This window comes from Pseudomonas sp. S35 (assembly GCF_009866765.1).
GTDB lineage: Bacteria > Pseudomonadota > Gammaproteobacteria > Pseudomonadales > Pseudomonadaceae > Aquipseudomonas.
Genome location: NZ_CP019431.1, coordinates 5,245,158 through 5,265,597 on the forward strand (window position 1 = coordinate 5,245,158; position 20,440 = coordinate 5,265,597).

The following is a 20,440-nucleotide window of genomic DNA, read 5'->3' on the forward strand; positions in this document are numbered from 1 at the left end:
AATGGATAACTCCAACACCTTGCCTCTGGGGTCGGCGGCCGCGCCGGCAAAAGCACGCACCACCTCCAGCCGCATCAAGTCGATCTTCAGCGGCTCGGTCGGCAACATGGTCGAGTGGTACGACTGGTACGTTTACGCTGCATTCTCACTGTATTTCGCCAAAGCCTTCTTCCCGAAAGGCGACACCACCGCCCAACTGCTCAACACCGCCGCGATCTTCGCCGTGGGCTTCTTGATGCGCCCGATCGGCGGCTGGCTGATGGGCCTGTACGCAGACAAGGTCGGGCGTAAAAAAGCCCTGATGGCCTCGGTCTACCTGATGTGCTTCGGCTCGCTGCTGATTGCCCTGAGCCCTGGCTATGAAGTCATTGGCATCGGTGCGCCCATCCTGCTGGTGTTTGCCCGTTTGTTGCAGGGGTTGTCAGTCGGCGGCGAATACGGCACCTCCGCCACCTACCTCAGCGAGATGGCGACCAAGGAACGTCGTGGCTTCTACTCCAGCTTCCAATACGTGACCCTGATCTCCGGCCAGCTCATCGCCCTGGCGGTGCTGATCGTGCTGCAACAGGTACTCACCACCGAACAGCTGTACGCCTGGGGCTGGCGTATCCCGTTCGCCATCGGCGCCCTGTGCGCAGTGGTTGCGCTGTACCTGCGTCGTGGCATGGAAGAAACCGAATCGTTCACCAAGAAAGAAAAAGCCAAGGAAAGCGCAATGCGCACCTTGATGCGCCATCCCAAGGAACTGATGACCGTGGTCGGCCTGACCATGGGCGGCACCCTGGCCTTCTACACCTATACCACCTACATGCAGAAATACCTGGTGAACACCGTCGGCATGAGCATCTCCGACTCCACCACCATCTCGGCGGCGACGCTGTTTCTGTTCATGTGCCTGCAACCCATCATCGGCGGGCTGTCGGACAAGGTCGGCCGCCGGCCGATCCTGATCGCCTTCGGCATCCTGGGCACCCTGTTCACCGTGCCGATCCTCACCACCCTGCACACCATCCAATCCTGGTGGGGCGCGTTCTTCCTGATCATGGCCGCGCTGATCATCGTCAGCGGCTACACCTCGATCAACGCGGTGGTGAAGGCCGAGCTGTTCCCCACCGAAATCCGCGCCCTGGGCGTGGGCCTGCCCTATGCACTGACCGTATCGATCTTCGGCGGTACCGCTGAATACATCGCGCTGTGGTTCAAGAGCATCGGCATGGAAACCGGTTACTACTGGTATGTGACTGCGTGTATCGCGGTGTCGCTGGTGGTCTATGTGACCATGAAGGACACCCGCAAGCATTCGCGGATTACCACGGACTAGAAAATGTGTGGGGGCTTGCTCCCGATAGGTGTGCGTCAGTCAACAGAGATGTTGAATGTGCCATTGCCATCGGGGGCAAGCCCCCTCCCACATTGGGTATGATGCCTACCCCGAAATCGAGAGTAGAACCGGCCCATGTCTGACGATATCCATTTCTACGAACCTGCCAACGGCCACGGCCTGCCCCATGACCCGTTCAACGCCATCGTCGGTCCACGGCCCATCGGCTGGATCTCTTCGCACGACAACGCAGGTCGCCTGAACCTGGCGCCCTACAGTTTTTTCAATGCGTTCAACTACATTCCGCCGATCATTGGGTTTTCCAGTGTCGGGCGCAAAGACAGCCTGAACAACATCGAGCAGACCGGCGAGTTCGTGTGGAACCTTGCTACCCGCCCGCTGGCCGAGCAGATGAACCAGAGTTGCGCGGCGGTCTCGCCAGACGTGAATGAGTTCGAGTTGGCCGGCCTGACGCCGGTGGCCTCGACAATCGTCGGCGTGCCACGGGTGGGCGAGAGCCCGGTGTCATTCGAATGCAAGGTGACGCAGATCATCCAGTTGCAACGCGCCGACAAGGGGTTGGTGCCGAGCTGGCTGGTGCTGGGCGAGGTGGTTGCGGTGCATATTGCCAAGTGGCTGCTCAAGGACGGCGTCTACGACACCGCCGCCGCCGAGCCGATCTTGCGCGGCGGCGGCCCGGCGGATTACTTCCAGCTGGGGCCGCAGGCGTTGTTCAAGATGTACCGGCCTAAAGCTTAGGACGCAGGCGCCCAAGCCAACTGGCCTTCTTCGTCGACATTGATCAACCGCTCAAGCTGCACAGTGGCGGCATCATCGGCGTCGGAGGCGGTCTTGAACGTCTGCCCATCCAGGATTTTGTGAAACAGCGGTGCGCCCATACCGTCGAGTGCCTTGACGGCGACGGCGGCGCTGTAGCCCCCTTCACCCGGTACTACGGCGGAAACGGCTTCGTGGTGGGCAAATTGTTTACGTGCCATGTTGCAGGTCCTGGCCAATGGAAAGGCGGCCATTCTAAACCGGTTCAACCGGCCAGTTGCAGGTACTCGCCATAGGCGTTCGCGGCGGATGCGTCGGTGAAAGTCTGGAAGTCCATGCTGCGCACCACCATATCGTTCAACAACTCGGTGAAGATCGTCAGCGCCGGCGAGCTGAAGTAGTCGTTCATCGCCTGCTCACTGCTCCAGAAACCCGAGACCAGCCACACATCAGGATCGACCTGGGAATGCTGCAACGAAAATTGCAGACAACCCTGAGCCTCGCGGCCCGGTTCGATCAAACTGCTCAAGCGTGCACCGAGTTCGGTGCTGCACCCGGTGCGGGCGCGGATAAAGGCCATATGGCTCGCGGGAATGGGGGTGGACATGTTCGACTCTCCCGTTGAGAAGTGATGCTCGGCAAGCACTGTGAGGGTGTGTTGCCACAGGATCAACGATAAGGGCACGGGGGTGGGCGCGGTTAGTCGATTCCTGCCGGCTTATTGCACAATCCTGCGAGAAGCGTAAACAAGGCGATCGGCCCACCGCTTTTGCGCCATGTACAAACGCCGTGTTTCAGGGAGATGACAGGCCTCGCTCTTGCCTGATTGGCCATAAGCCGCAGGATCAGGCAAGGATTGTGCAGAATCGACCTAACACTGTTTGAAAAGCCGCCGCTAAGCTGACCCCATCAACGCCGCCTGCAGAGGACACTTCATGTCGTCGCCCGAACATCAGTCCGTTCCCCTCGATGCAGAGATGGAAAAACAGCGCGCCGAACTGGCCAGCATCGTGCATCGGCACACTTGGGAAGATGGTTCCTACGGCACCGCGATCACCTCGCTGTACCTGAACCGCCACAACACGCCGCGCGATTTTATGCCGGTGCTGGTGGAACCCGCGCTGTGCATCCTCGCCAACGGCAGCAAGGAAGTGCGTCTGGCCGACGAAATCTTTGCCTACGACCCGCTCAATTACCTAGTGTTCTCGGTGGCGATGCCGGTGGCCGGGCGCATCATCGATGCCACGCCCGAAGATCCAAACCTGTCGATACGCATCAACATCGACCCGGCGCAGCTCACCGCGCTGATCGCCGAGGCCGGCCCGATGGGGGTGCCCACACGCCCGACGTCACGGGGCATGTACGTGGACCGCATCGACAACCCGCTACTCGACGCCGTGCTGCGCCTGGCACGCTTGCTGGACACACCCAAAGACATCGCCATGCTGGCGCCGTTGATCAATCGGGAAATTCTTTACCGCTTGCTGCGTGGGCCGCAGGGTTATCGCCTGTATGAAATTGCCGTGGCCAATAGTCAGAGCCATCGGGTGAGCCAAGCGATCAAGTGGCTCAATGGCAACTATGAGCAACCGTTGCGCATCGATGACCTGGCCAGGGAAGTGAACCTCAGCGTCTCGACCTTGCACCACCGCTTCAAGGCGATCACTGCCATGAGTCCGTTGCAGTACCAGAAGCAGCTGCGCTTGCAGGAAGCGCGGCGGTTGATGATTGCCGAAGGGCTTGAAGCGTCGGCGGCGGGGTATCGGGTGGGGTATGAAAGCCCGTCGCAATTCAGCCGCGAGTACAGCCGGTTGTTTGGTGCGCCACCGCTGAGGGATTTGGCCCGCCTGCGCCAAAGCATCTGACACATTTTGATCTTCAGTGTTTGTCAGTCCAAGGTGCGAGGCAGTTGCAAGGTAACGCGCAACCCGCCCTCGCGCAGATTCTGCAAACTCACTTCACCACCGTGGCTATGGGCAATATTGCGCGCAATCCCCAAGCCCAAGCCATAACCCTGCTGCTGCCCGGCCAGGCGGAAGTGCGGTTCGAAGACTTGCTCAAGACGTTGCTCGGGCACGCCCGGGCCTTCGTCATCCACATGCAGGACAAACTCCGCGCCATCATCCTTGATGTGCAAATGCGCGTTCTGCCCGTACTTCAAAGCGTTGTCGATCAGGTTGCCAATGCAGCGCTTGAGCGCCAGCGGCTTGCCTGGATAAGTCGCCAGGGCAGCGCCATCCAGGGTCACACGGCCGTTGCCGTTGGGCGCCACGTAAGGCTCCACCAAACATTCAAGCACATGGTTGAGGTCGACCGGCTGGATGTTTTCGTGGATATCGGTGTCTTTCACACACTGCAACGCGCCCTTCACCAGCAGCTCCAGCTCATCCAGGTCGCGACCGAACTTGGTTTGCAGATTCTCGTCTTCCAGCAGTTCCACGCGCAGGCGCAGACGGGTGATCGGGGTGCGCAGGTCGTGGGAAATAGCGCTGAACAGCTGGCTGCGCTCAGTCAGGTAGCGGCTGATGCGCTCGCGCATGGCATTGAACGCGCGGCCCACTTCCACCACTTCACTGCCGCCACCTTCGGCCACCGGCTCGACATCGGCGCCCAGGGACATATCCCGCGCCGCCCGTGCCAGGCGCTTGAGGGGCCGACTCTGCCAGTGCACCAGCAAGCCGATAAACAACAGTAGAAAACCGCTGGTCAGCACGATAAACCACACCTGCTGGGATGGCAGGCCTTGCTCTTCGAGGCTGGTGTAGGGCTCGGGCAACAATGAGGCGATGTACAACCATTCGCCAGGGGCGAGCTGGATCTGGGTCACCAATACCGGCGGGTTCACCGGTTCCAAGGTCAACGCGTAATGAGCCCAGGAGCGCGGCAGCTCGTCGAGCTTGAGGCCAGCGTTGAAGATGCGCAGGTCTTCGGCGCCGACGAACTCCACCGAGATATGCACGTCGGCGCCCAGGGTCTGGCGCAGCACTTCGTCCACAGCCACCAGCACCGCCTGCTTGCGCGGGGTTTCGGGCAACACTTGCATGTCCAGCGGGCGATCATTGAGGGTCACTACAAACCGCGTGCCACCCATGCTGCGCAACTGGTCGAGGACCAAGGGGCGATAGGCCACTGGCAACGACCGGAAGTAACTCACGCTGGCGGTCATCGAGTGCGCCAGGCTGCGGGCGCTGGTGACCAGGCCTTCGAGCTGGGTGGCACGCAACTGCGAGACCCAGATCACGCTCGACAGCGCCTGGGCGAACAACACCGCAAGCAAGGTCAGCAACAGCATGCGCCCCAGCAACGAGCGCGGTACCGGAAAACGCCGGCGGCGTTCGCTCACAGGCTCAGTGGGCATTGCCGGCAACCACGCTGGCTGCCAGTTGATAGCCACTGCCGCGCACGGTGCGGATCAACCGCGGGGGTTTCTCGGTGTCCCGCAGGCGCTGGCGCAGGCGGCTCACGGCCATGTCGACGATACGGTCCAAGGGCATCAGGTCACGACCGCGGGTGGCGTTGCCAATGGTATCGCGGTCGAGAATTTGTTGAGGATGATCGAGAAACAATTTGAGCAGGGCAAAGTCGGCGCCGGAGAGGATCACTTCCTCACCGTCCACGTGGAACAGCCGGTGACTGATCATGTCCAGGCGCCACTCGTCGAACACCAACACGTCGCCACCCCCGGTGCGTTCCTGGCCGAACTGGCAGCGACGCAACAGGGCCTTGATCCGCGCCTGCAACTCGCGAGGGCTGAACGGCTTGCCGATGTAGTCATCGGCGCCCAGCTCCAGGCCGATCACACGGTCGGCTTCGTCGGAACTGGCGGTGAGCATGATGATCGGCACCTGCGCCTGGCGCGGGTGCTGGCGGATCCAGCGGCAGAGGCTGAAGCCGTCTTCATCCGGCAACATCACATCGAGGATGACCAGGTCGCACGGCGCCTCGCTCATCGCCTGGCGGAACCCCGCGCCATCCGGCACGCCACGCACCTGGAAGCCGGCGCGACTGAGGTAGGTTTGCAGCAATTCGCGGATTTCCTGGTCGTCGTCGACGAGGAGAATCGATTTACTGATTACGCTCACGGGGTCCTCCTTGTTGTTATGGGTGTTCTTGATGGCCTTATCGGGGGCAAGTCGATGAGGTCATCACGGCCTAAGCAAATGCCTGTTCCAATGCCACGCCAGCCCCGGTCAACCCGGAATACGGCGCGGTCACCAACCACACCGGAATGCCGTTGAAGTAGTCGCTCATGCAGCCTTTGTCCGCGAAGCTCCTGGCGAAACCGCTGTGGATAAAGAAGTCGGCAAACCTCGGTATCACACCGCCCACGATGTACACGCCACCGCGACCGCCAGTGGTCAGCACGTTGTTACCGGCCACCCGGCCCAGCCAGATGCTGAACTGTTCCAATACTTCCATCGCCACCGGGTCACCGGCCAGGCCTGCTGCGGTGATCGCTTCGGGCGTGTCCAGCACCGGCGTGTGGCCGTCGACCGCGCAAATCGCCCGGTACAGACGCGGCAAGCCGCCGCCACTCAACGCCGTTTCAGCGCTGACGTGGCCAATTTCGTTGTAGATGTGTTGCCACAGCTGGGTTTCCCGCGGGCTGCTCAGGGGCAGGTCGACGTGGCCGCCCTCCCCCGGCAATGCCGCGTAGCGACCCGCGCCGAGGTCCAGCAACGTGCCGACGCCCAGGCCAGTGCCCGGCCCGATCACCACCGCCGGGCGCAACGGCTCCGGCGTGCCCTCGCACACCACGCGAAATTCATCGGGTTGCAGGCGGGTCATGCCCAGGGCCATGGCCGAGAAATCATTGACCAGCAGCAGTTCATCCACCTGCAAGGTCTTGCAGAACGCCGTCTTGCTCAAGCGCCAGTGATTGTTGGTGAACTTGAATTCATCGCCGCTCACCGGCCCGGCCACCGACAGGCATACCGCGCCGATGTCGCCGATTTCCAGGCCTTCTTCCTTCAGGTAGACCTTGATCGCCTCTTCAGGGCTTGGGTAATCCGCCGTGGCATGCACACGGATCGAGTGCAGCGCCGAATCGCGCCACACTGCAAAACGGGCGTTGGTACCGCCGATATCACCGACCAGCGCTAACTTCACTTAAGCGTCTCCAAGGCAGAGGTAAAGGCGCTGGCGCCCTGCTCTGCGGAGCTTGCGGCCAAGCGCATAAATGCAAACAGCTCGCGACCGGCCCCCACGTTATTGCCCAGAAGGCCCGTGGCAGGCGTGCGCGCTGCAAATTCTTCGGCGTCCACCTTAAGCTCCAAGGTGCCGGTAACGCCATCCACACGAATGATATCGCCATCGCGTACCCGCGCCAGCGGCCCGCCGCTCTGGGCTTCGGGGTTGACGTGAATCGCGGCGGGGATCTTACCCGAGGCGCCGGACATACGCCCGTCTGTCACCAGGGCCACCTTGAAACCACGGTCCTGCAACACACCGAGGAACGGCGTCATCTTGTGCAACTCGGGCATGCCGTTGGAGCGCGGGCCCTGGAAGCGCATCACCGCGACGAAGTCTTTTTCCAACTGGCCGGCCTTGAATGCATCGGCCAGGTCTTGCTGGTCCTGGAACACCACCGCTGGTGCTTCGACGATTTGATGTTCCGGGGCCACGGCGGAGACTTTCATCACGCCACGGCCGAGGTTGCCTTCCATCACGCGCAAGCCACCTTCGGGCGAGAACGCACGGGCCACGGGGCGCAGGATGGTTTCGTCGAGGCTTTCGATAGGGCCGTCGCGCCAGACCAACTCACCGTCGACCAGGAACGGCTCCTGGATGTAGCGGCTCAGGCCCTTGCCGGCCACGGTGTTGACGTCTTCGTGGAGCAGGCCGGCTTCCAGCAGCTCACGGATCAGGAACGACATGCCGCCCGCCGCCTGGAAGTGGTTGATGTCGGCCTTGCCGTTTGGATACACGTGGGACAGGGTCGGCACCACCTCGGAGAGGTCGGCCATATCGTCCCAAGTCAGGATGATGCCCGCAGACATGGCGATGGCCGGCATGTGCAGGGTGTGGTTGGTCGAGCCGCCGGTGGCGTTGAGGGCGACGATGGAATTGACGATGGATTTCTCGTCGACAATTTCGCCGATCGGCGTGAAGTTGCCGTTGGCCTTGGTCAGGCGCGTGACCTGATGCGCGGCCTCACGGGTCAGTGCGTCACGCAGCGGCGTGTACGGGTTGACGAACGAAGCGCCCGGCAAGTGCAGGCCCATCACTTCCATCAACAGCTGGTTGGTGTTGGCGGTGCCGTAGAAGGTGCAGGTGCCGGGGCTGTGGTAGGACTTCATCTCCGACTCCAGCAGCTCTTCGCGGCTGGCCTTGCCTTCGGCGTAGCGCTGGCGCACATCGGCTTTCTGCTTGTTGGAGATGCCCGATGGCATTGGGCCGCCCGGCACGAAGATCATCGGCAGGTGGCCGTAGCGCAGCGCGCCCATCATCAGGCCGGGGACGATCTTGTCGCAGATGCCCAGCATCAACGCCGCGTCGAACATGTTGTGGGACAGCGCTACCGCCGTGGACATGGCAATGACTTCACGGCTGAGCAGGCTCAGCTCCATGCCGGGCTCGCCCTGGGTCACGCCGTCGCACATGGCCGGGGTGCCACCGGCGAACTGGCCGACCGAGCCGACTTCACGCAGGGCTTTCTTGATTTGTTCGGGGAAATGTTCGTACGGCTGATGCGCCGAGAGCATGTCGTTATATGAGGAAACAATTGCCACGTTGGCGGCATTCATCATGCGCAGGCTGTTTTTGTCTTCGGTGCCGCAACCGGCCACGCCGTGGGCGAAGTTGGCGCATTGCAGCTTGCCGCGCATCGGACCGTCGCTGGCGGCGCCGCGAATGAGCGCAAGGTAAGCCTCGCGGGTGGCGCGGCTGCGGGCGATAAGCCGTTCGGTGACCTCAAGAACGCGGGGATGCATGTGTAGAACTCCAGGCTAACGGATGTGGCGACCCTCGTTCCTATGCTGATCAAACGCCCGCAGCTCATGGGATGGCAGGGTGTCGTTTGAATCATCGGACCAGTTGATTCAGGTCACTCGTTGTAGATTGAACAAAATATTGCCACTAAAAAGGCTTGTTTTCTATTTTTATGCGAATAATCTTGTAATTCTTACAACAAATCGACGACAGGCACTCTCCAATGACTCTTCGTATCGCAATCAATGGTTTTGGCCGTATTGGCCGTAATGTCCTGCGCGCACTGTATACCCAAGGCTACCGCCAGGATTTGCAGATCGTCGCCATCAATGATCTGGGCGACAGTTCGATCAATGCCCACCTGCTCAAATACGACACCGTACATGGCACATTCGACGCAGAGGTCGCCCACGATCAGGAAAGCCTGACCGTCAATGGTGACCGGATTGCCGTGAGTGCCATTCGCAACCCGGCCGACCTGCCCTGGGCTGCACACAAGATCGATGTGGTGTTCGAATGCACCGGTCTGTTCACCGACCGTGACAAGGCCGCCGCCCATATTACCGCTGGCGCGCGCAAGGTGATCATCTCGGCACCGGCCAAGGGCGCGGACGCCACTGTGGTGTACGGCGTGAACCACGACATTCTGCGCCAATCCCACCAGATCATCTCCAACGCCTCGTGCACCACCAACTGCCTGGCGCCGGTCGCCCAGGTGCTGCACCGCGAACTGGGCATCGAGAGTGGCTTGATGACCACCATCCACGCCTACACCAACGACCAGAACCTGACCGACGTCTACCACACCGACCCGTACCGCGCGCGCTCGGCCACCCAGAACATGATCCCGAGCAAGACTGGCGCCGCCGAAGCAGTAGGCCTGGTGCTGCCGGAACTGGCCGGCAAGCTGACCGGCATGGCCGTGCGCGTGCCGGTGATCAACGTGTCCTTGGTGGACCTCACCGTGACGCTGAAGAAAGAAGCCACCGCAGAGGAAGTCAACGCGCTGCTCAAGGAAGCCAGCCAGCACTCGAAGATCCTCGGCTACAACACCTTGCCGCTGGTTTCCAGTGACTTCAATCACAACCCGTTGTCGTCGATCTTCGACGCCAATCACACCAAGGTCAGTGGCAAGTTGCTCAAAGTACTCGCCTGGTATGACAACGAGTGGGGCTTCTCGAACCGTATGCTGGATAACTGCCTGGCGCTGTGCAACGCCGAGTAAATCCGTCGTGCGATGAGCTTTATGTGGGACGGGGCTTGCCCCCGATGACGTTGGGTCAGTTATGAATGTATTTACTGACACACCGCTACCGGGGGCAAGCCCCCTCCCACATTTGACCAGTGCAAAGTCTGCAGAAATAGGCCCTTGCCATTTTCGTTGATGATAAGCATTATCATTAACTGCAAATCGGTCTGGTACCCCTGTGAGCCAATCTCGCTTCAACCAAGTCTTTCTCACCCAACGGGTGATTCTGCTACGCACCTTGCAGCGGATGGTCAATAACCACAGCACCGCCGAGGACCTGTTGCAGGAAACCTACCTGCGCGTCACCCGGGCCCTCAGCGAGCGGCCGATCGATCACCTCGAACCCTTCGTCTACCAAACCGCGCGCAATCTGGCGCTGGATCATCTGCGCTCACGTAGGATCCAGGCCCGCACGTTGCAGGAAGATGTCCCGCTGGACATCCTGCAAAGCGTCGCCGCCCCCATCAGCACCCCTGAAGATGCCACCCAGGCCGAGCAATTGCTGGAGCACCTGAGCGTCAGCCTGGGCCAGTTGAGCGCCCGCCAGCAGCAGATCTTCATCCTCAGCCGCCTGCACGGGTGCAGCTACCAAGAGATTGCCGACCAGTTGGACGTGTCCTTGAGCACCGTGCAAAAGGAACTGAAATTGATCATGGCGATCTGCGTAGGTGTGGCCGAACGGTTGGATCGGCCTTAAGCTGCACCCGACAGAAGTGTCGATCCAGGCTTTAGGAAAGATGAATAGAACGTGGCGAAGACCCGAGGCACACCGTGACGGACCCGAATAAACTGCGCCCCCATGAGCTGGCTCATGAGGTGTTGCAAGACACGGCTATGGACCAGGCTCTTGATTGGCTGATCGCCTTGCAGTGCCCGCAACCCGGGCAGCAGGCGGAACTCGAAGCCTGGCTGGCCAGTGACCCCGCGCACGTCGACGCCTTCGCCAAGGCCCAGGCCGCCTGGGGCGGCGCGCCGGTGCACAGCGCCGCAGTGGCCCTGGCTGCGCCGCGCAAGCCCGGCGCCTGGCGGCGGATCAAACCCCATTGGAAACCGCTGGCCACCGCCGCCGTGCTGCTGATCGGCCTGCTCAGCTTCAGCAACCTGCCGGTGCGCCTGCAAGCCGACCACCTCACCGTGGTCGGCGAACGCCAGCGCCTGCAATTGGACGATGGCTCAAAAGTATTGCTGAACACCAACTCGGCATTCTCCAGCAGCATCAAGGATCACCAGCGCATCGCCCGCCTGTACCAGGGCGAAGCGTTTTTCGACGTCACGCCGAGCCCCGGCTTGCCTCTGCAAATCGACGCCGGCCCGGTGCGCGCCAGCGTGCGCGACACCGCCTTCGCCGTGCGCTACCTCAATGGCGAGGCCCAGGTGCAAGTGCAGCGCGGCGATGTGGACCTGAGCAACACCTTCGACGATGCCCGTGTGCGCCTGCGCGCCGGCGAGAGTATCCGCATCGGCCCCAAAGGCTTCGGCCAACCCGCCAAGCTGGATGCCAACAAGGAGCTGGCCTGGGTGCAGGGTCGGCTGATTTTCGAAAACTGCCCGATGAGCGAAGTGCTTGCCGAACTGCGCCGCTATTACCCCGGCTGGATCGTCAACACCAACGACCAACTGGCCAGCGTCGCGGTTACCGGCAATTACCGCCTCGACCAGCCCCTGGACGTGGTGCGCTCCCTGGCACACATCACCTCGGCCAAGCTCTCGGAATACCCGGCGCTGGTCATCCTGAACTAAATGAGAATTATTTTTACTCGATAGCCTCCGGCGGTACGTCTCGTCTTAGCCAATGCAACTGATTCCTATTTGATTCGGTTCGCAACTATAAGATTCGTACCCCGGAGCGCTCTCGATGTCCTCTCGTTTCAACCGCCGGTCCTCTTCGCCCGTCCTGTCCTTGCTGACCGCCGCCATCCTGTTGGCCGGCGTGCCGGTCATGGCCGCCACCGCCGCCGAACCGGTTTCGCGCAGCCAGGGCAACTACAACTTCAGCATCGAGCAGCAGCCGCTGGTCTCGGCGCTCAACGCCTTTACCGCGGTGACCGGCTGGCAAGTCGGCCTGCCGGCAGAGCTGGGCCAGGGCGTATCGTCACCCGGCGCACGCGGCCCGCTGTCGCCGGAAAAAGCCCTGGATCGCTTGTTGGTGGGGACCAACCTGAGCTACCGCAAACTGGGCAATAACAACATCGTGCTGGAAAAGCGCGCGGCGGGCAGCACCCTCAACCTGCAACAGGTGACCATCAGCGCCACCCGTAACGAGCAGGATGTCAGCCGTGTACCGAGCACTGTCAGCGTGCATGAACGCCAGGAGTTGGACCGCCTGAACGTGGGCAACAGCCGTGACCTGGTGCGTTACGAGCCTGGTGTGTCTGTCGGGGGCGCCGGCACGCGCTCCGGCAACGCCGGCTTCAATATCCGTGGTATCGACGGCGACCGCATCCTCACTCAAGTCGACGGCGTTGAAGTCCCGGATCACTTCTCCAACGGCCCTTACGCGCAAACCCGTCGCAATTATGTCGACCCGGAGATCGTCAAGCGCGTCGAGATCCTGCGCGGCCCGGCTTCGGCCCTGTACGGCAGCAGCGCCATCGGCGGTGCGGTGAGCTACTTCACCCTCGACCCCGACGACATCATCAAGCCTGGCAAGGACGTCGGCGCCCGCCTGAAAACCGGCTACAGCTCCGCCGACGAGAGCTGGCTGACCTCCGGTACGGTTGCCGGCCGCGTGCAGGACTTCGACGGTTTGCTCCACGTGAGCCAGCGCAACGGCCACGAGACCGAATCCTACGACGGCAACAACGCCACCGGCCTGAACCGCACCGGTGCCAACCCGGAAGACGCGCGCACCACCAACGTACTGGCCAAGCTGGGCTGGAACTATGGCGATGACAACCGCCTGGGCCTGACCTACGAGAAGTACAAGGACGACCGCGATACCAACCAGAAGAGCGCCGTGGGCGGCCCGTTCAACGCGGGCCCGTCCTCCAACCTGTACCGCTCGCGCGCTGGCAACGACACCATCACCCGTGAACGTTTCGCCATTGAAAACAGCTTCGCCCTCGAGTCGCCGATTGCCGACCGCATCAAGACCAGCCTCAATTACCAGATCGCCAAGACCGACCAGACCACAAACGAACACTATGTGGGCGCGCGCAACTTGTGGCGCGAACGGGAGACGCTCTACCAGGAAAAACAATGGGTCTTCGACGCCCAGTTGGACAAGGCCTTTGCCATCGGCGACACCGATCACGCGGTGACCTACGGCACCACACTCAAACAGGCGAAAGTCACTGGCTCACGCACGGGCAGCGCAACGTGCCTGGCGGTCAGCGTCGGCTGCGCGGCAATCGGCGCGCCCAGCACCAACATTCGTGACATCGTGGTACCCGCCAGCGACTTCCCGGACCCGACCATCAACACCTACGCCCTGTTCGCCCAGGACCAGATCAGTTGGGGCAAATGGACCTTCCTGCCCAGCGTGCGTTATGACTACACCCAGCTCAAGCCCAAGCTGACTGAGGATTTCCTCAACGCCACCGACCCGAACCGCATCTACAACCACGACGACAGCGAGAAAACCTGGCATCGCGTCTCGCCGAAATTCGGCCTGACCTACGCCCTCACCAACAACTACACCTGGTTCGGCCAGTACGCCGAAGGCTTCCGTACCCCGTCGGCCAAAGCCCTGTACGGCCGTTTTGAAAATATCCAGCAAGGTTATGTGGTAGAGCCCAACTCGGACCTCAAGCCGGAAAGCAGCAAGAGCTTCGAGACCGGCCTTCGTGGCAACTTCGAGTCGGGCAACTTTGACGTGGCGGTGTTCTACAACAAGTACCACGACTTCATCAACGAAGACGCGGCGCTGTTGGCCCCCACGGGTACCGCGTTCAAAGCCAGCAATATCAAGCGCGCCACCATCAAGGGCGTGGAAGTCAAAGGTCGCCTGAACCTCGACGCCTTTGGTGCGCCACAAGGCCTGTATACCCAGGGCTCGGCAGCCTATGCCTACGGTCGCAATGAGGACACTGGCGAACCACTCAACAGCGTCAACCCGCTCAAGGGCGTGTTTGGCCTGGGTTACGAGCAGGACAGCTATGGCGCATTGGTCAGTTGGACCCTGGTCAAGAAGCAAGACCGCGTCGACAGCGCGACCTTCTTCTCGCCAGACGGTGACACGAGCAAGGCACCGTTCAAGACCCCAGGCTTCGGCATTCTTGACCTGACCGGGTTCTACAAGGTTTCCAACGACGTAACCATCAACGGCGGCGTGTACAACCTGACCGACAAGAAGTACTGGAACTGGGATGACGTGCGCAGCTTCGACAGCATCGGCGAAGCCGGCGTGACCGCTCCCGCCAACATCGACCGCCTGACCCAGCCGGGCCGCAACTTTGCTATCAACGTGATTTGGGACATCTGACAACGCCTGCCCCACCTCGTCGATTTTCATCGGCGAGGTGAGGATTTTTTACTGTGCCGCGTCTGCTTGTTCGTCTAGTTGATAACAGCTCTCTTTAGGGCAACAAGGCGCTTCCCCTCTCAAGGAATTTTTCATGACCGCTTCTCCTACCGCAGAACGCCCAAGCCTGCGCTCCCAGCGCCTGAACCAAATCACCAACGAGCCACACACCAAGCTGGACGCCTTGGTCAAGGCCCACGCCCCGTTTGAAACCCAGGCCAATTTTGCCCGTTTCGTCGTGGCGCAGTACCTGTTCCAGTCGGAACTGGTGGCCCTGTACAACGATGGCGAACTGATCAAGCTCGTCCCAGACCTGGCCGAACGCTGCCGTGCAGAAGCCGCCAAACTGGACCTGGCCGACCTGGACACCGAAGTGCCAGCGCCGGTCGCTGGTGCCGTGAGCAACCCGAGCAAAGCCGAAGCCTTGGGCTGGCTGTTCGTGTCCGAAGGCTCAAAGCTGGGCGCTGCGTTCCTGATCAAGCGCGCCGTGGGTCTGGGCCTGAGCGAAACCTTCGGTGCCCGTCACCTGGGTGAGCCGGCCGGTGGTCGTGCCGAAGGCTGGAAGCGCTTTACCCGCACCCTCGACGGCCTGGAATTCAGTGCCGAAGAAGAAGCGGCGGTAGAAAAAGGCGCGGTGGATGCGTTTGTGCGCTTCACCGTGTTGCTGGAACAGGCGTACGCTACAGCCCCAGAACTGGCCTGACCCCGCCCAATTGAAGTGCGGTTTAAATGTGGGGGGGGGGCAAGGCCCCTCCCACATTTTGATCGCATTTCAGTTCGGACTTTTTTGTAAACCTTTCCCCCAGAAAAGCTTCACCATGACCGGCAAACCCCAATCCACCTCGAAAATCGCGCAGATCCTGTTCGGCCTACTGGCCTATGTCAGCCTGGGCATCGGACTGGTGGCGATTGTCATACCAGGTTTGCCCACCACCGAATTCATCCTGCTGGCCGCCTGGGCTGCCACCAAAAGCTCGCCACGCCTCAGTGCCTGGCTGGAAAACCACCGCCTGTTCGGGCCGATCCTGTCCAACTGGCGCAACGGCAAGATCATCGCCCGTCGAGCCAAAGTCAGCGCCACCGTGAGCATGCTGCTGTGCGCCATCTTGATGCTGGTGATGCTCGACCATGGCTGGCCGATCTACCTGGCGATTGCCGGGATGGGCCTGGGCAACCTGTGGATCTGGTCACGTCCCGAACGGCTTGCGCAGCCCGTATAACGCTGCGTGTAGGAATTTTCCTACCGCTCATCGCCTCCCTCTCATGAAACCTCCTACCGCGCCGATGCTCCGGATATGGCGCTGAATGGACTTGGCCGTGCTGTGCATTCCAACAAGTCCATTCGCGAGTGAACCTATGTTCGACACCCTCTCTATCCGCTTGAAAATCGTGCTGCTCTCCGGGCTCTGCCTACTGGGCGTGATAGCGCTGGTGGTCGGCATCAATATCTACAACACCAACCAGAACGATCAGTTGGTCAGCGATTCAAGCTCGCGCATGCTCACCGCCAGCGTGGAACAACTGCTGCAAGCCAAGGCCGCCGAACAGGCCGTGCAACTGCAGAAAACCTTCGGCGACAGCCAGGTGGCGTTGACCGCCCTGGCCGACCAGATCAAAGACCTGCGCAACCTCGCGACCAAGCGCTCCCTGGATGCCGGCGCCCTGCGCGAAGAACTCAACCAGAGCGTAAAAACCGCGTTCGAACGCAACAACAAGGTGCTGGGCATCTGGCTGTCGTTCGAGCCCAACGGCCTGGATGGCAAGGACAGCGAATTCATTGATGACAAGGCGCGCGTGTCCAACGAAAAAGGCCGTTTCTCCAGCTACTGGAGCCGGGCCGGTGGTGCAGGCCTGAATACCATCATGGTCGAAGAGGACCTGACCAAGACCACCCTCAACCTCAGCGGTACGCCCTACAACATCTGGTACACCTGCCCACGGGACACCCGCAGCACTTGCCTGCTGGACCCGTATGAAGACACGGTGGCAGGCAAACCCGTGCTGATGACCACTATTTCCCTGCCACTGATCGTGGACGGCAAGGTCATTGGCATTGTCGGTGTCGACATCGCCCTCACCGCCCTGCAAGCGGCCACCGATGCGGCGCAGAAAGACCTGTTCAACGGCGCGGCACACCTGGAGATTCTTTCCAGCACCGGCTTGATCGCCGCCTACAGTGGCGAACCGGCCAAGGTCGGCAAGAACCTGATCGATACCCTTGGCGCCGAAGGCAAGGAAATCGTGCAACTGCTGGCCAGTGACAACCGCATGATCCGCGAACAGGGCGACACCATCCGCGCCGTGTACCCGGTCAAGCCAATCAGCGATGCCAAATCCTGGGGCGTGGTGATCAAGCTGCCAAAAGCCGTGATGCTGGCCGATAACGTCAAGCTACAAGCCGTGCTCGACGATGCCCAGGCGGCTGGCACGCTCAAAGCGTTGCTGGTGGCGGCTACCGCAGCGCTGCTCGGCCTGCTGCTGATCTGGCTGACCGCCACCGGCGTGACCCGCCCGATCAACAGCGTGGCCGCCATGCTCAAGGACATCGCCAGCGGCGACGGCGACCTCACCCAGCGGCTGGCGTATGCCAAGAAAGACGAACTGGGCGAACTGGTGAACTGGTTCAACCGCTTCCTCGACAAGCTGCAACCGACCATCGCGCAGATCAAGCAAAGCATCACCGAGGCGCGCGGTACGGCGGATCAGTCGTCGGCCATTGCCCGCCAGACCAGCGAAGGCATGCAGGTGCAGTTCCGCGAAATCGACCAAGTGGCCACGGCGTCCAACGAAATGAGCGCCACCGCCCACGACGTGGCCAACAGCGCCTCCAATGCCGCCAGCGCGGCACGCGGTGCAGACCAGTCGGCGCGTGAAGGCATGTCGATCATCGAGCAGAGCACCCGCGACATCACCACCCTCGCCGAAGAAGTCAGCAAAGCCGTAGGCGAAGTCGAAGCCCTGGCGGTCAACAGCGAGCAGATCGGTTCAGTGCTGGAAGTGATCCGCAGCATCGCCGAGCAGACCAACCTGCTGGCGCTCAACGCCGCGATCGAAGCCGCCCGCGCCGGCGAAAGCGGCCGTGGGTTTGCGGTGGTAGCCGATGAAGTGCGCAACCTGGCCAAACGCACCCAGGATTCGGTGGAGGAAATCCGCCTGGTGATCGAACGCATCCAGAGCGGCACCCGTGGCGTGGTGGCGACCATGCATTCAAGCCAAAGCCAGGCCCAGAGCAATGCCGGGCAGATCCATCAGGCCGTGCAGGCCTTGGGCAAGATCAGCGACGCCGTGACGGTGATCAGCGACATGAACCTGCAAATCGCCAGCGCCGCCGAACAACAGAGCGCAGTGGCCGAAGAGGTCAATCGCAACGTCTCGGCGATCCGCACCGTGACCGAAACCCTGACCGGCCAGGCTACTGAGTCGGCGGCTATCAGCAGCCAACTCAATGCGTTGGCCAGCCAACAGATGAAACTCATGGATCAGTTCAAGGTGTAAGACACACCAACGGTCAAATGTGGGAGGGGGCTTGCCCCCTCCCACATGCTTAGAGGCCGGTCCAGGCCTGCACGAACGCCGCAATATCTTCCTTCGGCGCCGTACGCGGCGGGTTCTGCGGTGTACCCAAATAGAGGAAGCCAATCACCTCCTCATCGGCCGTCAGCCCCAAGCCTTTGGCCACATGGGCCGAGTAGGACAATTCGCCAGTACGCCACACCGCGCCGATCCCCTGGGCGTATGCCGCGAGCAGAATGCCGTGGGCCGCACAAGCCGCGGCCAACAGTTGCTCGGACTTGGGCACCTTGAAGTGCTCCTGCAGACGGGCAATCACCACCACCACCAGCGGTGCGCGCAATGGGCCGTTCCGGGCCTTGTCGATAGCGGCTTGCGGGGCGTCGGCGTCTTGCAGGCGTGCGGCCTCGGCCAGCAGCGTACCCATCTGCTCACGGGCCGCGCCTTCAACGGTCAGGAACCGCCAAGGGCGCAGTTGGCCGTGATCGGGCGCACGCATGGCGGTGGCGAACAGCACGTCGCGCTGCTCCTGGGTCGGTGCCGGTTCCAACAGGCGCGGCACGGAAACACGGTTGAGCAAAGCGTCGAGAGCCTGCATTGGCCACCTCCAGAAAAAAATGTGCAGTCATTCTAGCGGGAATGAATCGGGATGCCACCAAACGATAATTGCTCTTATTCATTCCCCCTGGCCCTGTTAGACTTTGCGACCTTATTTTTCAGCTTCGTCCGGGAAACCCGATGTTCCGTTCGCTTATCCGTCTGTCCGTCGCGTGCATGGCCCTGGGCCTGGCCGCGTGTGATGACGCCCCCAGGTTTACCAAGGCAGAGCCAGGTGAATCACGGGCGGGCGGCGCGGCGACGGTGAACAAGCGCGACCAGAACGCGTTTTCCCTGCCCTCGGCCAACCTGTCGCCGACCCGACGCCTGGATTTCAGCGTTGGCAACAGCTTCTTTCGCAGCCCGTGGGTGATCGCGCCGTCTACCACCACCGCCCGTGATGGCCTGGGCCCGCTGTTCAACACCAACGCCTGCCAGAACTGCCATATCAAGGACGGCCGTGGCCACCCGCCACTGCCGGATGCGGCCAATGCGGTGTCGATGCTGGTGCGCCTGTCAATTCCCCTGCCTATCCAGGAGCAGGCCCCCTACGCCAAGCTCATCGAGCAGGCGGGCGTGGTACCCGAGCCCGTCTACGGCGGGCAACTGCAAGACATGGCGGTGCCGGGCGTGGTGCCGGAAGGCAAGGTGCGAGTCCATTACACGCCGGTAAACGTCACGTTCAAGGACGGCACTGTCGTCGAGTTGCGCAAGCCGCAGTTGCAGATCACCCAACTGGGCTATGGCCCGATGCACCCCGACACCCTGTTCTCCGCGCGCATCGCCCCGCCGATGATCGGCCTGGGCCTGCTCGAAGCAATCAGTGACGCAGACATCCTGCGCAACACCGAGGCAAAAACCGCCGATAAAGAAGCCATCGTCGGCCGGCCAAATCAGGTCTGGGATGACGCCCAGCAAAAAACCGTGCTTGGGCGTTTTGGCTGGAAAGCCGGGCAACCCAACCTCAATCAACAAAATGTTCACGCATTTTCTGGTGATATGGGCCTCACTACGTCCCTGAGGCCCTTCGATGACTGCACAGATGCCCAAGTGGCCTGCAAACAGGCACCCAACGGCAATGGCGCCGATGGCGAGCCGGAAGTCAGCGATAACATCCTGCGCCTGGTGCTGTTCTACACCCGCAACCTTGCCGTGCCTGTGCGCCGCGCGGTCAATGACCCGCAGGTGCTGGCCGGGAAAAACCTGTTCTACCAGGCCGGTTGCCAGGGTTGCCACAAACCGACGTTTACCACCGCCGCAAATGCTGCCGAACCGGAGCTTGCCAACCAAGTGATCCGTCCCTACAGCGATTTGCTGCTGCACGACATGGGCGATGGCCTGGCCGACAACCGCAGCGAATTCAAGGCCGGGGGCCGCGACTGGCGCACGCCGCCGTTGTGGGGCATCGGCCTGACGCAAACCGTGAGTGGCCATACCCAGTTCTTGCATGACGGCCGCGCCCGCAACCTGCTGGAAGCCGTGCTCTGGCATGGCGGTGAGGCACAAGCGGCGCAGCAGCATGTGTTGTCCTTTAATGCCGAACAGCGCGCTGCGTTGCTGGCGTTCCTGAATTCTTTATAAGCTTCGCCCCACT

At 61.6% G+C, this 20,440-nt stretch carries 18 protein-coding genes; 11 read left to right on the forward strand and 7 right to left on the reverse strand.

Annotated elements, in window-relative coordinates; genetic code table 11:
- Nucleotide 1: 1 nt before the first annotated feature.
- Both PspS35_RS23575 and PspS35_RS23580 read left to right on the forward strand, forming a co-directional pair.
- Nucleotides 2-1,321, forward strand: coding sequence for an MFS transporter (locus PspS35_RS23575; protein WP_159937008.1), 1,320 nt, complete (start codon nucleotides 2-4; stop codon nucleotides 1,319-1,321).
- Between the two features lie 135 nt (nucleotides 1,322-1,456).
- Nucleotides 1,457-2,080, forward strand: a complete 624-nt coding sequence (locus PspS35_RS23580) for a flavin reductase family protein (RefSeq protein WP_159937009.1) — start codon at nucleotides 1,457-1,459, stop codon at nucleotides 2,078-2,080.
- On the opposite strand, the gene PspS35_RS23585 is transcribed toward PspS35_RS23580, so the two are convergent.
- Both PspS35_RS23585 and PspS35_RS23590 read right to left on the reverse strand, forming a co-directional pair.
- On the reverse strand, nucleotides 2,077-2,319 hold the full coding sequence (locus PspS35_RS23585) for a hypothetical protein (protein ID WP_159937010.1): 243 nt from the start codon (nucleotides 2,317-2,319) through the stop codon (nucleotides 2,077-2,079). The two genes, PspS35_RS23580 and PspS35_RS23585, sit on opposite strands and share 4 nt — an antisense overlap.
- Before the next feature lie 44 nt (nucleotides 2,320-2,363).
- On the reverse strand, nucleotides 2,364-2,705 hold the full coding sequence (locus tag PspS35_RS23590) for an antibiotic biosynthesis monooxygenase family protein (RefSeq protein ID WP_159937011.1): 342 nt from the start codon (nucleotides 2,703-2,705) through the stop codon (nucleotides 2,364-2,366).
- A gap of 328 nt (nucleotides 2,706-3,033) precedes the next feature.
- Between PspS35_RS23590 and PspS35_RS23595 the strand changes: the two genes are divergently transcribed.
- Complete coding sequence (locus PspS35_RS23595) at nucleotides 3,034-3,963, forward strand: AraC family transcriptional regulator (protein WP_159937012.1); 930 nt, start codon at nucleotides 3,034-3,036, stop codon at nucleotides 3,961-3,963.
- Between the two features lie 23 nt (nucleotides 3,964-3,986).
- Here PspS35_RS23595 and PspS35_RS23600 read toward each other — a convergent pair whose 3' ends face one another.
- The 4 genes from PspS35_RS23600 to edd form a co-directional block, all read right to left on the reverse strand.
- Nucleotides 3,987-5,456 carry an ATP-binding protein gene (locus PspS35_RS23600; RefSeq protein ID WP_159937013.1) on the reverse strand — a complete coding sequence of 490 codons (1,470 nt, stop codon included), beginning with the start codon at nucleotides 5,454-5,456 and terminating at the stop codon, nucleotides 3,987-3,989.
- Nucleotides 5,446-6,180, reverse strand: a complete 735-nt coding sequence (locus PspS35_RS23605) for a response regulator transcription factor (protein ID WP_159937014.1) — start codon at nucleotides 6,178-6,180, stop codon at nucleotides 5,446-5,448. Before PspS35_RS23605 ends, PspS35_RS23600 begins: the two co-directional genes overlap by 11 nt.
- A gap of 70 nt (nucleotides 6,181-6,250) precedes the next feature.
- Nucleotides 6,251-7,207: a glucokinase gene (locus tag PspS35_RS23610; protein ID WP_159937015.1), complete on the reverse strand. Its 957-nt coding sequence runs from the start codon at nucleotides 7,205-7,207 to the stop codon at nucleotides 6,251-6,253.
- Nucleotides 7,204-9,030 (reverse strand): phosphogluconate dehydratase, encoded by a 1,827-nt coding sequence (gene edd / locus PspS35_RS23615; protein ID WP_159937016.1) that lies wholly within the window; start codon nucleotides 9,028-9,030, stop codon nucleotides 7,204-7,206. The genes PspS35_RS23610 and edd overlap by 4 nt, the downstream gene beginning before the upstream one ends.
- Before the next feature lie 221 nt (nucleotides 9,031-9,251).
- On the opposite strand from edd, the gene gap reads away from it, so the two are divergent.
- The 7 genes from gap to PspS35_RS23650 all read left to right on the forward strand — a co-directional run bounded on the left by gap (nucleotide 9,252) and on the right by PspS35_RS23650 (nucleotide 18,234).
- Nucleotides 9,252-10,253, forward strand: a complete 1,002-nt coding sequence (gene gap / locus PspS35_RS23620; RefSeq protein ID WP_032890857.1) for a type I glyceraldehyde-3-phosphate dehydrogenase — start codon at nucleotides 9,252-9,254, stop codon at nucleotides 10,251-10,253.
- A 202-nt stretch (nucleotides 10,254-10,455) separates the two neighbouring features.
- The gene (locus PspS35_RS23625; RefSeq protein ID WP_122674402.1) at nucleotides 10,456-10,974 is read left to right on the forward strand and encodes a sigma-70 family RNA polymerase sigma factor; all 519 of its coding nucleotides are present in this window, start codon (nucleotides 10,456-10,458) and stop codon (nucleotides 10,972-10,974) included.
- 74 nt (nucleotides 10,975-11,048) lie between these two features.
- Entirely contained in the window at nucleotides 11,049-12,017 is a 969-nt protein-coding gene (locus PspS35_RS23630; RefSeq protein WP_159937017.1) for a FecR domain-containing protein, read from the forward strand.
- Nucleotides 12,018-12,132: 115 nt separating this feature from the next.
- Nucleotides 12,133-14,700, forward strand: a complete 2,568-nt coding sequence (locus PspS35_RS23635; RefSeq protein WP_159937018.1) for a TonB-dependent receptor — start codon at nucleotides 12,133-12,135, stop codon at nucleotides 14,698-14,700.
- Between the two features lie 133 nt (nucleotides 14,701-14,833).
- Nucleotides 14,834-15,442, forward strand: coding sequence for a biliverdin-producing heme oxygenase (locus PspS35_RS23640; RefSeq protein WP_159937019.1), 609 nt, complete (start codon nucleotides 14,834-14,836; stop codon nucleotides 15,440-15,442).
- A gap of 115 nt (nucleotides 15,443-15,557) precedes the next feature.
- Complete coding sequence (locus tag PspS35_RS23645; RefSeq protein WP_049711708.1) at nucleotides 15,558-15,959, forward strand: YbaN family protein; 402 nt, start codon at nucleotides 15,558-15,560, stop codon at nucleotides 15,957-15,959.
- A 136-nt stretch (nucleotides 15,960-16,095) separates the two neighbouring features.
- Nucleotides 16,096-18,234 (forward strand): methyl-accepting chemotaxis protein, encoded by a 2,139-nt coding sequence (locus tag PspS35_RS23650; protein WP_159937020.1) that lies wholly within the window; start codon nucleotides 16,096-16,098, stop codon nucleotides 18,232-18,234.
- Between the two features lie 49 nt (nucleotides 18,235-18,283).
- Here the strand turns inward: PspS35_RS23650 and PspS35_RS23655 are convergent, their stop codons facing one another.
- Nucleotides 18,284-18,847: an NAD(P)H nitroreductase gene (locus PspS35_RS23655; RefSeq protein ID WP_159937021.1), complete on the reverse strand. Its 564-nt coding sequence runs from the start codon at nucleotides 18,845-18,847 to the stop codon at nucleotides 18,284-18,286.
- 140 nt (nucleotides 18,848-18,987) lie between these two features.
- On the opposite strand from PspS35_RS23655, the gene PspS35_RS23660 reads away from it, so the two are divergent.
- Entirely contained in the window at nucleotides 18,988-20,427 is a 1,440-nt protein-coding gene (locus PspS35_RS23660) for a di-heme oxidoredictase family protein (RefSeq protein WP_159937022.1), read from the forward strand.
- Nucleotides 20,428-20,440 lie beyond the last annotated feature (13 nt).

Excerpts from the sequence above, each read along its gene's own strand:
- PspS35_RS23595 (WP_159937012.1), top strand. The coding sequence starts at position 3,034 with ATGTCGTCGCCCGAACATCAGTCCGTTCCCCTCGATGCAGAGATGGAA.
- PspS35_RS23660 (WP_159937022.1), top strand. The coding sequence starts at position 18,988 with ATGTTCCGTTCGCTTATCCGTCTGTCCGTCGCGTGCATGGCCCTGGGC.
- PspS35_RS23590 (WP_159937011.1), bottom strand. The coding sequence starts at position 2,705 with ATGTCCACCCCCATTCCCGCGAGCCATATGGCCTTTATCCGCGCCCGC.
- PspS35_RS23575 (WP_159937008.1), top strand. The coding sequence starts at position 2 with ATGGATAACTCCAACACCTTGCCTCTGGGGTCGGCGGCCGCGCCGGCA.
- PspS35_RS23640 (WP_159937019.1), top strand. The coding sequence starts at position 14,834 with ATGACCGCTTCTCCTACCGCAGAACGCCCAAGCCTGCGCTCCCAGCGC.
- gap (WP_032890857.1), top strand. The coding sequence starts at position 9,252 with ATGACTCTTCGTATCGCAATCAATGGTTTTGGCCGTATTGGCCGTAAT.
- edd (WP_159937016.1), bottom strand. The coding sequence starts at position 9,030 with ATGCATCCCCGCGTTCTTGAGGTCACCGAACGGCTTATCGCCCGCAGC.
- PspS35_RS23655 (WP_159937021.1), bottom strand. The coding sequence starts at position 18,847 with ATGCAGGCTCTCGACGCTTTGCTCAACCGTGTTTCCGTGCCGCGCCTG.
- PspS35_RS23600 (WP_159937013.1), bottom strand. The coding sequence starts at position 5,456 with ATGCCCACTGAGCCTGTGAGCGAACGCCGCCGGCGTTTTCCGGTACCG.
- PspS35_RS23580 (WP_159937009.1), top strand. The coding sequence starts at position 1,457 with ATGTCTGACGATATCCATTTCTACGAACCTGCCAACGGCCACGGCCTG.
- PspS35_RS23635 (WP_159937018.1), top strand. The coding sequence starts at position 12,133 with ATGTCCTCTCGTTTCAACCGCCGGTCCTCTTCGCCCGTCCTGTCCTTG.
- PspS35_RS23585 (WP_159937010.1), bottom strand. The coding sequence starts at position 2,319 with ATGGCACGTAAACAATTTGCCCACCACGAAGCCGTTTCCGCCGTAGTA.
- PspS35_RS23650 (WP_159937020.1), top strand. The coding sequence starts at position 16,096 with ATGTTCGACACCCTCTCTATCCGCTTGAAAATCGTGCTGCTCTCCGGG.
- PspS35_RS23645 (WP_049711708.1), top strand. The coding sequence starts at position 15,558 with ATGACCGGCAAACCCCAATCCACCTCGAAAATCGCGCAGATCCTGTTC.